Annotated in this window: 11 protein-coding genes and 2 tRNA genes; 9 read left to right on the top strand and 4 right to left on the bottom strand. The window is 68.4% G+C overall.

All coding sequences use genetic code 11. The annotated features are described in order from the left end of the window. Positions 1-42 precede the first annotated feature (42 nt). The 3 genes from AC1RGU_RS02660 to AC1RGU_RS02650 all read left to right on the top strand — a co-directional run bounded on the left by AC1RGU_RS02660 (position 43) and on the right by AC1RGU_RS02650 (position 2,541). Positions 43-417 carry a hypothetical protein gene (locus tag AC1RGU_RS02660; protein WP_062468938.1) on the top strand — a complete coding sequence of 125 codons (375 nt, stop codon included), beginning with the start codon at positions 43-45 and terminating at the stop codon, positions 415-417. Positions 418-490: 73 nt separating this feature from the next. Next, on the top strand, positions 491-1,540 hold the full coding sequence (locus AC1RGU_RS02655; RefSeq protein ID WP_492694545.1) for a homoserine kinase: 1,050 nt from the start codon (positions 491-493) through the stop codon (positions 1,538-1,540). A gap of 170 nt (positions 1,541-1,710) precedes the next feature. Next, positions 1,711-2,541 (top strand): BPSS1780 family membrane protein, encoded by an 831-nt coding sequence (locus tag AC1RGU_RS02650; protein WP_062468943.1) that lies wholly within the window; start codon positions 1,711-1,713, stop codon positions 2,539-2,541. Between the two features lie 45 nt (positions 2,542-2,586). Here AC1RGU_RS02650 and AC1RGU_RS02645 read toward each other — a convergent pair whose 3' ends face one another. Then, the gene (locus AC1RGU_RS02645; protein WP_492694543.1) at positions 2,587-5,037 is read right to left on the bottom strand and encodes a UvrD-helicase domain-containing protein; all 2,451 of its coding nucleotides are present in this window, start codon (positions 5,035-5,037) and stop codon (positions 2,587-2,589) included. Between the two features lie 199 nt (positions 5,038-5,236). On the opposite strand from AC1RGU_RS02645, the gene AC1RGU_RS02640 reads away from it, so the two are divergent. Together AC1RGU_RS02640 and AC1RGU_RS02635 are read left to right on the top strand one after the other, a co-directional pair. Beyond that, positions 5,237-5,890 carry an OmpW/AlkL family protein gene (locus AC1RGU_RS02640; RefSeq protein ID WP_492694541.1) on the top strand — a complete coding sequence of 218 codons (654 nt, stop codon included), beginning with the start codon at positions 5,237-5,239 and terminating at the stop codon, positions 5,888-5,890. A gap of 220 nt (positions 5,891-6,110) precedes the next feature. Beyond that, the gene (locus AC1RGU_RS02635; protein ID WP_492694539.1) at positions 6,111-7,088 is read left to right on the top strand and encodes a GMP reductase; all 978 of its coding nucleotides are present in this window, start codon (positions 6,111-6,113) and stop codon (positions 7,086-7,088) included. Between the two features lie 35 nt (positions 7,089-7,123). On the opposite strand, the gene AC1RGU_RS02630 is transcribed toward AC1RGU_RS02635, so the two are convergent. Beyond that, the gene (locus tag AC1RGU_RS02630) at positions 7,124-7,990 is read right to left on the bottom strand and encodes an alpha/beta hydrolase (protein WP_492694537.1); all 867 of its coding nucleotides are present in this window, start codon (positions 7,988-7,990) and stop codon (positions 7,124-7,126) included. Positions 7,991-8,078: 88 nt separating this feature from the next. Between AC1RGU_RS02630 and AC1RGU_RS02625 the strand changes: the two genes are divergently transcribed. Further along, positions 8,079-8,154 (top strand) — tRNA-Ala (locus AC1RGU_RS02625). Positions 8,155-8,229: 75 nt separating this feature from the next. On the opposite strand, the gene AC1RGU_RS02620 is transcribed toward AC1RGU_RS02625, so the two are convergent. After that, on the bottom strand, positions 8,230-8,937 hold the full coding sequence (locus AC1RGU_RS02620) for an SDR family NAD(P)-dependent oxidoreductase (protein WP_095946812.1): 708 nt from the start codon (positions 8,935-8,937) through the stop codon (positions 8,230-8,232). A 150-nt stretch (positions 8,938-9,087) separates the two neighbouring features. On the opposite strand from AC1RGU_RS02620, the gene AC1RGU_RS02615 reads away from it, so the two are divergent. Both AC1RGU_RS02615 and AC1RGU_RS02610 read left to right on the top strand, forming a co-directional pair. After that, positions 9,088-9,163 (top strand) — tRNA-Lys (locus tag AC1RGU_RS02615). A gap of 124 nt (positions 9,164-9,287) precedes the next feature. Next, positions 9,288-9,572, top strand: a complete 285-nt coding sequence (locus AC1RGU_RS02610) for a hypothetical protein (protein ID WP_062468955.1) — start codon at positions 9,288-9,290, stop codon at positions 9,570-9,572. A 5-nt stretch (positions 9,573-9,577) separates the two neighbouring features. On the opposite strand, the gene AC1RGU_RS02605 is transcribed toward AC1RGU_RS02610, so the two are convergent. Next, positions 9,578-10,579 (bottom strand): alpha/beta hydrolase, encoded by a 1,002-nt coding sequence (locus AC1RGU_RS02605; RefSeq protein ID WP_492694535.1) that lies wholly within the window; start codon positions 10,577-10,579, stop codon positions 9,578-9,580. A gap of 90 nt (positions 10,580-10,669) precedes the next feature. On the opposite strand from AC1RGU_RS02605, the gene AC1RGU_RS02600 reads away from it, so the two are divergent. Next, positions 10,670-11,722, top strand: a complete 1,053-nt coding sequence (locus AC1RGU_RS02600) for a DUF2272 domain-containing protein (protein ID WP_492694533.1) — start codon at positions 10,670-10,672, stop codon at positions 11,720-11,722. Positions 11,723-11,761: the final 39 nt, after the last annotated feature.

Raw genomic sequence — 11,761 nt, 5'->3', positions numbered from 1 at the left:
CGGCCGACACGCCGCCAGCGGGTGCACGCCTACAATCCGTGCATGCCTAGCTCCCCACTCCTGGTCGCCCGCCGCATCCTGCTGGCGCTGGCTTTCGCCACCCCCGTTGCCGCCCTCGCGCAGGCGCCGGCCGCGCCCGCCGCCAAGCCGGCCCCGGCGGAACCGCTACAAAATCAGGAGCAGGCCGACGGCCGGCGCAACCAGAAGGTCGAGCACATCCACACGGAAGACAGCGGCGCCTCGGTCGACGAGGTGCGCTACGGCGGCCGCACGCAGAGCATCAACGTCAAGCCCAAGTCGAACATGCCCGGTTACGAAGTGCTGCCCAACGACGGCGGCAGCGCCCGCCCCGGCACGACCGGCGACGCGAACAGCGGCGGCAACGGCCCGCGTGTCTGGAACGTGCTGAAGTTCTGACCGTGACGCTGTCGTTCTCCTTCCCGCCCTCCCTCTTTTCTCCCGCAGCCGCCGTCCGGCGCTGAGCATCGCCATGGCAGTTTTTACCGAAGTCCAGTTCGGCGAGGCAGACGCGCTCGTCCAGCGCCTTGGCATGGGCACCCTGCGCGAGCTGCGCGGCATCGAGGGCGGCATCGAGAACACCAACTACTTCGCCACCACCGAGTCGGGCGAATTCGTGCTGACGCTGTTCGAGCGCCTGAGCGCCGAGCAGCTGCCGTACTACCTTTGCCTCATGAAGCACCTGGCCGGTGCCGGCCTGCCTGTGCCCGCGCCCGTGGCCGACCCGGCCGTGGCGCCGCCGACCGGCCATGCGCTGTCGATCCCCGCGCAGGCGCCCTGCGAGCTGCTGCACCGCGTGGCCGGCAAGCCCGCGGCGCTGGTGCAGAAGCTCTCGGGCCGCAGCGAGCTGGCCCCCACGGCCGCCCACTGCGCCGAACTGGGCGCCATGCTGGCCCGCATGCACCTGGCCGGGCGCGACTACCCGCGCATCCAGCCCAACCTGCGCGGCCTGCCTTGGTGGAACGAGACCGCCCCGGTGGTGCTGCCCCACATGGACGAGGCCCAGTCGGCGCTGCTGCGCGCCGAGCTGGCCTACCAGAACCATGTCGCCGAATCGTCGGCCTACGCGGCGCTGCCGCGCGGCCCGGTGCATGCCGACATGTTCCGCGACAACGTGATGTTCGCGACCGACGGCGGGCCTGATGCGCCGCCGCGCCTCACGGGCGTGTTCGACTTCTACTTCGCCGGCACCGACACCTGGCTGTTCGACTTGGCCGTGTGCCTGAACGACTGGGCCATCGACCTGGCCAGCGGCCGGCACGACGCCGCCCGCGCCGACGCCTTGCTCGCCGCGTATGAGAGCGTGCGCAGGCTGAACGCCTCCGAGCGCGCCCTGCTGCCCGCGATGCTTCGCGCCGCCGCGCTGCGCTTCTGGATCTCGCGCCTGTGGGACTTCCACCTGCCACGCGAGGCCAGCATGCTCAAGCCCCACGACCCGACGCACTTCGAGCGCGTGCTGCGCGAGCGCGCCACCCACCCGCACGCCATCGCCCACGTCCTCGAACCGGCGCTGGCAGCCTAAAGAAGGTGTGACCGAACCCGCCATGCCCGCTCATCCCGCCCAGACACACCCACTCTGCGTTGCAAATGCTCGCCATAGCCCAAGCTATGGCTGCGCTTTGCGCCTTGATTGGGCGCGTCTGGGCGGCCTGCTCGGCCACGCCGGATTCATTCACACCTTCTGACCCCCACATGAAACTCCACCTCGTGCCGGCGCGCACCGGCTTCGACTGGGTCCGCCTCGGACTCAAGACCTTCTGGCGCCAGCCGCTGGCCTTCATCTCGCTGTTCTTCCTGCTGATGGCGATGATCTCGACGGTGTCGATGCTGCCGCTGCTCGGCAGCGTGCTCGCACCGATCCTGCTGCCCTTCATGACCCTCGGCCTGATGGTCGCGACCTCGGTGGCCGCAACCGACAACGCCGACGGCCTGGGCAATGCGGGCGACCTGGGCCGCCCCACGGGCTCGGCCATGTTCATCGCGGTGTTCGACGCCATGCGCACCGAATGGCGCTCGCTGGTGGTGCTGGGCGTGATCTCGGCCGTGTACTTCGTGCTGGCCGTCACGCTGACGGCGCTGGTCGACGGCGGCCAGCTCATGCGCGCCTACCTGTTCGACGAAGCGGTGACGCCCGAAGTCATGAAGAGCAGCGAGTTCCTCACGGCGCGCACGCTGCTGATGTGCCTGAACCTGCCGCTGTCGCTGGCCATGTGGCATGCGCCGGCGCTGGTGCACTGGCACCGCGTGGAGCCGGTGAAGAGCGTCTTCTTCAGCATCGTCGCGCTGTTCCGCAACTTCGGCGCCTACGCGCTGTTCGGCCTGGCGTGGTTCGGCGTGTTCATGCTCGCGGGCATCGCCATCGGCCTGCTCGCCACCGTGCTGATCGGCGTCGGCGCCATGGGCTCCGACGGCGCGGCCCTGGCGATCGGCAACATCCTGATGATCGGCACCGCGCTGGTGCTGGCGGCGATGTCGCTGGCCTCGACCTGGTTCACGTTCCGCGACAGCTTCGACGCGAACTGAGCGGGCATCGCCCGCTGCCCTTTCGGGCAAGCGGGACCGCCGGACTCAGACCGGCGTGAGCTTCGCCACCGACAGCGCCAGCCACTTCACGCCGTGGCGCGCGAACTTCACCTGTGCCCGCGCATCGTCGCCGGTGCCTTCGAGCGCGGTCACCGTGCCCTCGCCGAACTTGTTGTGGAACACCTGCATGCCTGAGCGCAGGCCGTGCGACGGCGCGGTCTTCTGCGGCGGCACGGGCGGGCTGGCGAAGGTGTCCTTGCCGGCGCTGCTGCCGCCCCCGCTGTAGCGATTGCCGCCACCCCCACCACCGTAGCCACCGGCACCGCCGCGCGTGCTGCCGTAGCCGCCGCCATAGCCGAAGGCCGAGGGCGCAAAGCCCTGGTTCTTCGGCGTGAGCCACTTGAGTGCGCTTTCCGGCAGCTCGTCGAAGAAGCGGCTCTTGACGTTGTAGCGGGTCTGGCCGTGCAGCATGCGCGTCTGCGAGTGGCTCAGGTACAGGCGCTTGCGGGCGCGCGTGATGGCCACGTACATCAGGCGGCGTTCTTCCTCGAGGCTCTCGAAATCGCTCATCGAGTTCTCGTGCGGGAACAGGCCCTCTTCCATGCCGGTGATGAACACGCAGTCGAACTCCAGGCCCTTGGCGGCGTGCACGGTCATGAGCTGCACCGCGTCCTGGCCGGCCTGCGCCTGGTTGTCGCCCGACTCGAGCGCTGCGTGCGTCAGGAAGGCCGCGAGCGGGCTCAGCGTTTCGCCGGTTTCGGCATCGGGTGCCAGCGGCTCGTCGAGCACCGGCCGGCTGGGGTCGAGCCCCTGGCTGGCGGGCGACTGGCGCAGTTCGTCGACCGGCAGCGCCACGGCGTCGCGGCCGAAGCCTTCCTGCGTGACGAAGCTTTCAGCCGCGTTCACGAGTTCGTCCAAGTTCTCCAGGCGGTCGGCACCTTCGCGATCGGCCTTGTAGTGTTCGACGAGGCCGCTGTGGTCGAGCACCAGCTCGATGATCTCGCGCAGGCTCACACCTTGCGTCTGCTCGCGCAGCACGTCGATCTTGGCGACGAAGGCCGTGAGGTTCGAGCCGGCCTTGCCGCCGACCGCGCTCACCGCGTCGTGCAGCGAACGCCCGGCGGCGCGCGCCGCGTCCTGCAGGCTTTCGAGCGTGCGCGCGCCGATGCCGCGCGGCGGGAAGTTGACGACACGCAGGAAGCTGGTGTCGTCGTCCTTGTTCTCGAGCAGGCGCAGGTAGGCCAGCGCATGCTTGATTTCGGCGCGTTCGAAGAAGCGCAGGCCGCCGTACACGCGGTACGGCACCGAGGCATTGAACAGCGCCGTTTCGATCACCCGGCTCTGCGCGTTGCTGCGGTAGAGCACGGCCATTTCCTTGCGGTCGAAGCCGTCGCGCGCCAGCTGGCGCATTTCCTCGACCATCCACTGCGCTTCGGCGAGGTCGGTGGGCGATTCGTACACGCGCACAGGCTCGCCCGGCCCCTGATCGGTGCGCAGGTTCTTGCCCAGGCGCTTCTTGTTGTGGCTGATGAGCTCGTTGGCCGAATCGAGGATGTTGCTGTAGCTGCGGTAGTTCTGCTCCAGGACGATCTGGCGGCGCACGTCGAACTCGCGCACGAAGTCGGTCATGTTGCCCACGCGCGCGCCGCGGAAGGCGTAGATGCTCTGGTCGTCGTCGCCCACGGCGATCACGCTGTTGTGCTCGCCCGGCGTGAAGTGGCCGCCGATCGCCGTGTGGCCCGCGAGCATCTTCAGCCATGCGTACTGCAGGCGGTTGGTGTCCTGGAACTCGTCGACCAGGATGTGGCGGAAGCGCCGCTGGTAGTGCTCGCGCACGGGCTCGTTGTCGCGCAGCAGCTCGTAGCTGCGCAGCATCAGCTCGCCGAAGTCGACCACGCCTTCGCGCTGGCACTGCTCTTCGTACAGCTGGTAGAGCTCGACCTTCTTGCGGTCGTCGTCGCTGCGGGCCTCGATGTCGCCGGGGCGCAGGCCGTCTTCCTTGGCGCCGGCGATGAACCACTGCGTCTGCTTGGCCGGAAAGCGCTCGTCGTCGACGTTGAACTGCTTCATCAGGCGCTTGATGGCCGAGAGCTGGTCTTGCGTGTCGAGGATCTGGAAGGTCGAGGGCAGGTTCGCCAGCTTCCAGTGCGCGCGCAGCAGGCGGTTGCACAGGCCGTGGAAGGTGCCGATCCACATGCCGCGCACGTTCACCGGCAGCATCGCGGTCAGCCGCGTCATCATTTCCTTGGCGGCCTTGTTGGTGAAGGTGACGGCCAGGATGCCGCCGGCGGACACCTGCCCCGTCTGCAGCAGCCAGGCGATGCGGGTGGTGAGCACCCGCGTCTTGCCGGAGCCGGCACCGGCGAGGATGAGGGCATTGCCCGCGGGCAGCGTGACGGCAGCAAGCTGCTCGGCGTTGAGGTTGTTCAGCAACGGCGAGGCAGGGCCGCCCGTATCGGCTGCGGACGCGCCGGAAAACAGGTCGTGAGGGAGCATGGGTGCCATTGTAGAAAGCTGCCCCGCCCAGGGCCTCGCCGAGCGCGCTTGCCCCTGCAGGCATGACCTGGATCAAGGCCGGGCCCGCCGGCGTGCGCGGGCCCGCCGCGCTTGCGACAGATCAAGCGAGGCGGCCATGCCCGGCGGGAGACTGCCTTCCAGTTGCCGGCCCTGCGCGCCGGCCGTCACTGGAGAACCCATGCCCAAGAAACTCGCCCCCGCCTGCCTCGCCGCCCTGCTCGGCGCCATGGCCGTCCTGCCGGCCGCCGCGCAGGAAGCACAAGGCAACTGGCTGGTGCGCGCCCGCGCCGTGTACCTGAAGCCGGCGAACCACTCGGCCCCGGTGGCCGACCTGTCGATTCCGGCCGATGCCATCACGGTCAACAGCAAGACCATTCCCGAGCTCGACGTCACCTACTTCTTCACGCCGAACATCGCCGCCGAGCTGGTGCTGACGGTGCCGCAGAAACAGACGGTCACCGTGCAACAGAGCGCGCTGGGCGGCCCGGTGGACATCGGCACCTTCAAGCACCTGCCGCCCTCGCTGATGCTGCAGTACCACTTCATGCCGACCGCGAAGATCCGGCCCTACATCGGCGCGGGCCTGAACTACACGCGCCTGAGCAGCGTCAGCCTGCAGGTGCCGACGGTCGGGCGCCTGCAGCTGCAGAACGAAAGCTTCGGCCTCGCGCTGGGCGCCGGCGTCGACATCGAGGTGGCGAAGAACACCTACCTCAACCTCGACGTGAAGAAGCTGCGCATCCGCAGCGCAGTGAACATGAATGGCGTGCAGCTGTCGACCGTGAAGGTCGACCCGTGGCTGTTCGGCGTAGGCATCGGCTACCGGTTCTGAGGAAGAGCCGCACCATGGTCGTCGGGTATACGCAGCAACCCATAGGGTCAATACGCCTCGACGACTTGCGCATCATCGCCATGGCCGTAAAATCAATCACCGGGCCCAAGTTTCTTGCGTCCGGTTTTTTTTGGCCGTCATTTTCATGACGCGACCACGAGAACCGGCCGGACCAAGCGCTCATTCGTTCCACTCAACGATTCCTTTCAGGAGCCTGGTCATGCAAATCTTCGATTACGACAACATCCTTCTGCTGCCGCGCAAATGCCGCGTGGAAAGCCGCTCGGAATGCGACGCCAGCGTCACGCTGGGCGAACGCACCTTCCGCCTGCCGGTGGTGCCTGCCAACATGAAAACGGTGGTCGACGAGTCGATCTGCCTGTGGCTCGCGCAGAACGGCTACTTCTACGTGATGCACCGCTTCGACCTGGACAACATCCAGTTCGTGAAAGACATGCAGGGCAAGGGCGTGTTCGCCTCGATCTCGCTGGGCGTGAAGAAGCCCGACTACGACACCGTCGACCAGATGGTGGCCCAAGGCCTCGTGCCCGAATACATCACCATCGACATCGCGCACGGCCATGCCGACAGCGTGAAGAACATGATCGGCTACCTCAAGGCCAAGCTGCCCAAGTCGTTCGTGATCGCCGGCAACGTCGGCACGCCCGAAGCGGTGATCGACCTGGAGAACTGGGGCGCCGACGCCACCAAGGTCGGCATCGGCCCGGGCAAGGTCTGCATCACCAAGCTCAAGACCGGTTTCGGCACGGGCGGCTGGCAGCTGTCGGCGCTCAAGTGGTGCGCGCGCGTGGCCACCAAGCCGATCATTGCCGACGGCGGCATCCGCGACCACGGCGACATCGCCAAGAGCATCCGCTTCGGCGCATCGATGGTCATGATCGGCTCGCTGTTCGCGGGCCACGAAGAATCGCCGGGCAAGACGGTCGACGTCGACGGCACGCTCTTCAAGGAGTACTACGGCTCGGCCAGCGACTTCAACAAGGGCGAGTACAAGCACGTCGAAGGCAAGCGCATCCTCGAGCCCATCAAGGGCAAGCTGGCCGACACGCTGGTCGAGATGGAGCAGGACGTGCAGAGCTCGATCAGCTACGCGGGCGGCTGCACGCTGATGGACATCCGCAAGGTCAACTACGTCACGCTGGGCGGCGACAACGCCGGCGAACACCTGCTGATGTGAGCGCGACGGGCGGCCCTCCGCCCGTCTCTTTTCTTTCAGGCCTCGAGCAGCTGCACTGCGTAGCGGTGCAGCGCGTGGGCCGGATCGGCCAGCGCATCGACCACGCCGAAGTGGTCAAGCCCCGGCAGCACCTCGCACACCGGCACGGTGTGGCGGCCCCAAGCCTCGCGGATCATCGCGTTGTGGCGGATGAACTCCGCACTCTCGTTGCCCCCCACCGCCGCATGGAGCTGGCCGCGCGCCGGCGCGGGCCACAGCGCCGGGCTCGCACGCCGCGCGTCGGCATCGGTGAGCTTCAGCGTGTGCTCGAGGAAGGGCGTGCGCTGCAGCGGACGCAGGTCGAACAGGCCCGAGACCGACAGTGCATTGCGCACCAGCTGCGCGGGCAGATCGGGCGCTACGGCCTTCCAGTCGCAGGCCAACAGCGCCGCCGCCATGTGGCCGCCGGCTGAATGTCCCGCGACGGTGATGCGCGAAGGGTCGCCGCCATGCGCTGCCACATGGCGCCACGTCCATTCGAGCGCCCGCACCATCTGCAGCAGGATGCCCGGCACCGTCACCGGCTGGTCGACCGGGCCCGGGCACAGCGCGTAGTTGGGCTGCACCACGCAGATGCCGCGGTCGTGGAAGGCGGGGCTGATGAACGAGTGGTCCTTCTTGTCCATCGCGCGCCAGTAGCCGCCGTGGATGAAGACCAGCACCGGCGCATCGGGCACGGGCGCCGGAAAGACGTCGAGCGTCTCGTTCGGGCCGGTGCCGTAGGGCACATCGATGCGGCACGGCAGCGTGTCGCGCGCCGCGGCGGAATCGCGCCCCCAGCGCGCGAAGTACGCGGGGTGTTCCTTCACCCGCGCCAGGTTGTTGTACATGCCTTCCAGCCAGGCGGGGTCGTGCGCTTCCATGCGGTGCTTGCTCCTTGTTTTTCCGGGGCGCATCTTGGCACGGCCGCGTGCATGGAAATGCGCGGCTGGATAAAATGTGGGCTGTGTTGGGGGGGTAGCTCAGCTGGGAGAGCGCCGCGTTCGCAATGCGGAGGTCGGGAGTTCGATCCTCCTCCTCTCCACCAACCGACCCAGCAAAAAGGCCTTGGCAATCGCCAAGGCCTTTTTCATTTGCAGCTGTGCGCTGCGGCCGGGAAATGTCAGGCGTCGAGCGTCAGGTGCTGGCCGTGCAATGCTGCGGCGCCCGGCGATGCCAGGAAGCCGATGGTCTGCGCCGCAACCGAGGTCGACACCCACTCGGCCGGGTTCGCGTCGGGCATCGCCTGGCGGTTGGCCGGCGTGTCGAGCACGCTGGGCGCCACGCTGTTGATGTTCACGCCGTGCGGCGCGGCCTCGGCCGCCATCGACTCCACGAGGCGCTGCAGCGCGCTCTTCGACGCGATGTACGCCGCCATCGCCGGCAGGCCGCGCGCCGCCACCTTGGCCGTCACCGCGACGATGCGGCCCGCGCGGCGCTCGATCATCGAGGGCAGCACGGCCTGCGTCACGGCGACGAACGACCAGGCGTTGAGGTTCATCATCCGGTCCCAGCTCGCACGCGTGAGTGCGTGCGTCGCCTCGCCCATCTCGAAGCCGCCGGCGATGTGCACCAGCGCGTCGACGCGGCCGAAGGCCTGCAGCACCTGGCCGGTGAGCGCGGCCATGTCGGGCGCCGAGGTCACGTCGCCAGCCAGCAGCAGGTGCTGCGAGTTGTCCAGGCCCGGGAAGACTTCGGCCAGGCGACCGGCGTGGTGATCGACCAGCGCGAGCCGCGCGCCCTGGTCAAGAAAGTGCTGGGCCACGGCCCGGCCCAGCGCGCCCGCGGCGCCGGTGATCAGTACATGGGGCGTGTTGCTTGCATCGCTCATCGAAAACTCCTCGGATAGGGGGTGGGGCGGGGCCCCGACGGTCGCGCATCCTAACGCTCTCGTACAAATGTGCAGAAAATTTTTGAAGTCCCAAAAAGATTGGTATATACTCGTGGTCTTGCCAGAAAACACTAACGGTTTTCAAAGCAAGGGCTCTTAGCTCAGTTGGTAGAGCAGCGGACTCTTAATCCGTAGGTCGAGTGTTCGAGTCACTCAGGGCCCACCAACCAACATCGCGGCAACGCTGGAAAGCCTGCTACCCACAAGGTAGCAGGCTTTTTTCATGGTGCGTTCACTTGTACGTTTGATCGCGCCGACGCGACCCTTCGCAAGCCTCTCCCCGACATCCCGTGAAGAAATCCAAACCCGCGCCATCGCCGAAATCCTTCGACCTCAAGCAGCACTGGCATTGGGGCCGCGGCATGCGCCAGCTGCGCATCGCCGACTTCCTGAAGGACGGCCGCCTGCTGGTCCCCGGCGACCTCACGGGCGAAGGCCCGGCCACCGACGACGGCACCGGTGCGCTGCGCACCGTGGGCGGCGTGCAGGTCGGCAGCGCCGACTATGAAACCGGCCTGATGTGGGTCGGCCGCAAGCTGCGCGAAGGCGACCTGCCGAGCAAGCCCCAGGGCTGACCTAGCTACGGCGCCGTGACGCGCCGCAAGAACTGCAGCGAGCGCTCCAGCGCCAGCCGTCCCGGCGCATCGTCGAGGTTGAACTGGTACTCGTGCGGCAGCGCCGGCGTTTGATCGGCGGGGAAGAACAGGCTGTCGACCTGCACGCCCTTCGCGGTCAACGTCTGCGCCATCGACCGCGACTGCCCTTCGAGCGGATCGCCGTTGCCCGCGGTGATGAACGACGGCGGAAAGGCCCCGGTCACATAACGGCGCACCGACGCAGTCTCGAAGGCCGGCGCGTTCTGGAAATCCTTGCTGCCGCTGTACGACCAGAACACGGTCCGCAGGAAGCCGCCGAAGGCACCGTCGAGTTTGGCCTGCGCCGCGTCGTAGGCCCCGCAGTGCAGCAGCATGCCGCGCAGCTGCTCGCGCGCGATGACGGGCGTGAGACCGACGGCTTTCGCGTAGCCCGGCACGGCCACGGCGTTCGCAACCTGCGCGACGATGTGCGCGCCCGCCGAGTCGCCGGCCAGCACGAGCCGCGCGGGGTCCACGCCCAGCCGTGCCGCCTCGCGCACCAGATAACCCAGCGCCGTGTTCACCTGCCGCACCGGCACCGGATAGCCCTCGCCCGGCGCGATCGAATAACCGACGGCCACCACGGTGAAGCCCTGCCCCGCCAACACGCGCGCGTAGTTCGCCACGTCGAGCCGGTGGCCCGAGACCCAGGCGCCGCCGTGCACCCACACGATGGTGGGCAAGGGCCGAGTGCCCGCCGAGGCCGGGCGGAACACGTCGAGGTAGGCATCCGGATCGGCCTCGTCGTAGTGCTGGTCGAGCACCGCCGCGATACCGGGCGGCACGTGCTTCTGCAGCGACTGCGATGCAGCGTCCGAGCCCTTGCCGAAGGCGTAACGAATCATCAGCACCGAAGGCCACGGGCTCCACTGGAACGCGGCATAGCCCACGACAACGAGGCCGGCGATGACACCGAGGATTCGCAGCAGGATGGTCTTGAGCTTCACGGTGGAGCGCCTGCACCGGACGGCCCGGCGCTTCAGGGAGCGCCCCGCATTCTGCTTGCCACGGGCAGTGCCCCGCTATGCTCGCCTCACATGTCGCCACCGCCCGTCATCGCACCCTCCTCCGCGCTCACACAACCGCTGCACCACGCCGCGCGCACGCTGTGCGCAGCCCTGGCGTTCGCGGCGGCGCCGACCTTCGCATCGGCCGCTTCCGGCTGCCTTGCCACGGCCTCCTACATTCCGCCGCCGCCACGCGCCCTCGCAATGGCCGCGCTGGCCCGACAAGAGCACGTTGCCTTCGGCAGCCAGACCATGGACGCCGAAGGCCGACTCACCGAGTCTGGCTATTCGGAAGCAGAAGACACGCGCTATCCGATCGACGCGCAGCCCGCATGGCAACGCGTGCTGCGCTACTGGCGCGCGGTCGATCCGTCGAGCGAGCGGTTGCCCTCGCTAGTTCGCTTCGGCGCCCCGCACGCGGCCGACCGCACGCGATTGACCGACGCGCTGAACCAGGCGAGCGCCGCGCGCCTGCAAGGCCTGGGTGTCGGCCCCGGCCAGGGGCTGGACGCGTCGGACCAGCGCGCCCTCGAAGTGGCCCTGCAGCGCGTCGCGGTGATCGACACGCCCTGGTCCGCCGCGTTCATCAGCTGGGTCGCGCGCGAGGCCGGGCTCGGTGCCGACGAGTTCGTCTTCTCCGAGGCCCACGTCGACTACGCGGGCGCCGCGTGGCAGGCCGGCATCGATGAAGCGGCGGGCCGCGCGACCCCGCAAGCCTTGCGCGCCTGCGACCTGATGCGCACGCCGCCGCGCCCGGGCGATCTCGTCTGCCATGCACGCGGCCCGCGCGGTGCCGCGCTCGACGGCTTCGGCAAGATCGGCGAGTGGCTCACTGGGCGCCCGACGGGCGGCGCACCGTTGCCGATGCACTGCGATGTGGTGGTGGGTGTGGACGGGGCGGGCTTCGATGCCGTGGGTGGCAACGTGCTGCAGTCGGTCACCTTGCGGCGCCTGGCCTTTGCGCCCGGCACGCGGCTGCTGGACCCGAGCTACCTGCCTGAAGGCTGCACGGCGGGCGGCAGCGCATGCGTCGATCGCCACATGAGCCGGCAGCCGTGGTCGCTGCTGCTGCAGTGGCGCTGAAAGAAAAACAGGAACGGTGGGGGCTTGTGCCCCGGGCCG

Source organism: Variovorax sp. GW823-FHT02B07, from assembly GCF_058797695.1.
The sequence above is the reverse complement of the archived record's forward strand: the minus strand, read 5'-3'. Positions and strand labels throughout refer to the sequence as shown.

Excerpts from the sequence above, each read along its gene's own strand:
- AC1RGU_RS02660 (WP_062468938.1), top strand. The coding sequence starts at position 43 with ATGCCTAGCTCCCCACTCCTGGTCGCCCGCCGCATCCTGCTGGCGCTG.
- AC1RGU_RS02655 (WP_492694545.1), top strand. The coding sequence starts at position 491 with ATGGCAGTTTTTACCGAAGTCCAGTTCGGCGAGGCAGACGCGCTCGTC.
- AC1RGU_RS02650 (WP_062468943.1), top strand. The coding sequence starts at position 1,711 with ATGAAACTCCACCTCGTGCCGGCGCGCACCGGCTTCGACTGGGTCCGC.
- AC1RGU_RS02645 (WP_492694543.1), bottom strand. The coding sequence starts at position 5,037 with ATGCTCCCTCACGACCTGTTTTCCGGCGCGTCCGCAGCCGATACGGGC.
- AC1RGU_RS02640 (WP_492694541.1), top strand. The coding sequence starts at position 5,237 with ATGCCCAAGAAACTCGCCCCCGCCTGCCTCGCCGCCCTGCTCGGCGCC.
- AC1RGU_RS02635 (WP_492694539.1), top strand. The coding sequence starts at position 6,111 with ATGCAAATCTTCGATTACGACAACATCCTTCTGCTGCCGCGCAAATGC.
- AC1RGU_RS02630 (WP_492694537.1), bottom strand. The coding sequence starts at position 7,990 with ATGGAAGCGCACGACCCCGCCTGGCTGGAAGGCATGTACAACAACCTG.
- AC1RGU_RS02620 (WP_095946812.1), bottom strand. The coding sequence starts at position 8,937 with ATGAGCGATGCAAGCAACACGCCCCATGTACTGATCACCGGCGCCGCG.
- AC1RGU_RS02600 (WP_492694533.1), top strand. The coding sequence starts at position 10,670 with ATGTCGCCACCGCCCGTCATCGCACCCTCCTCCGCGCTCACACAACCG.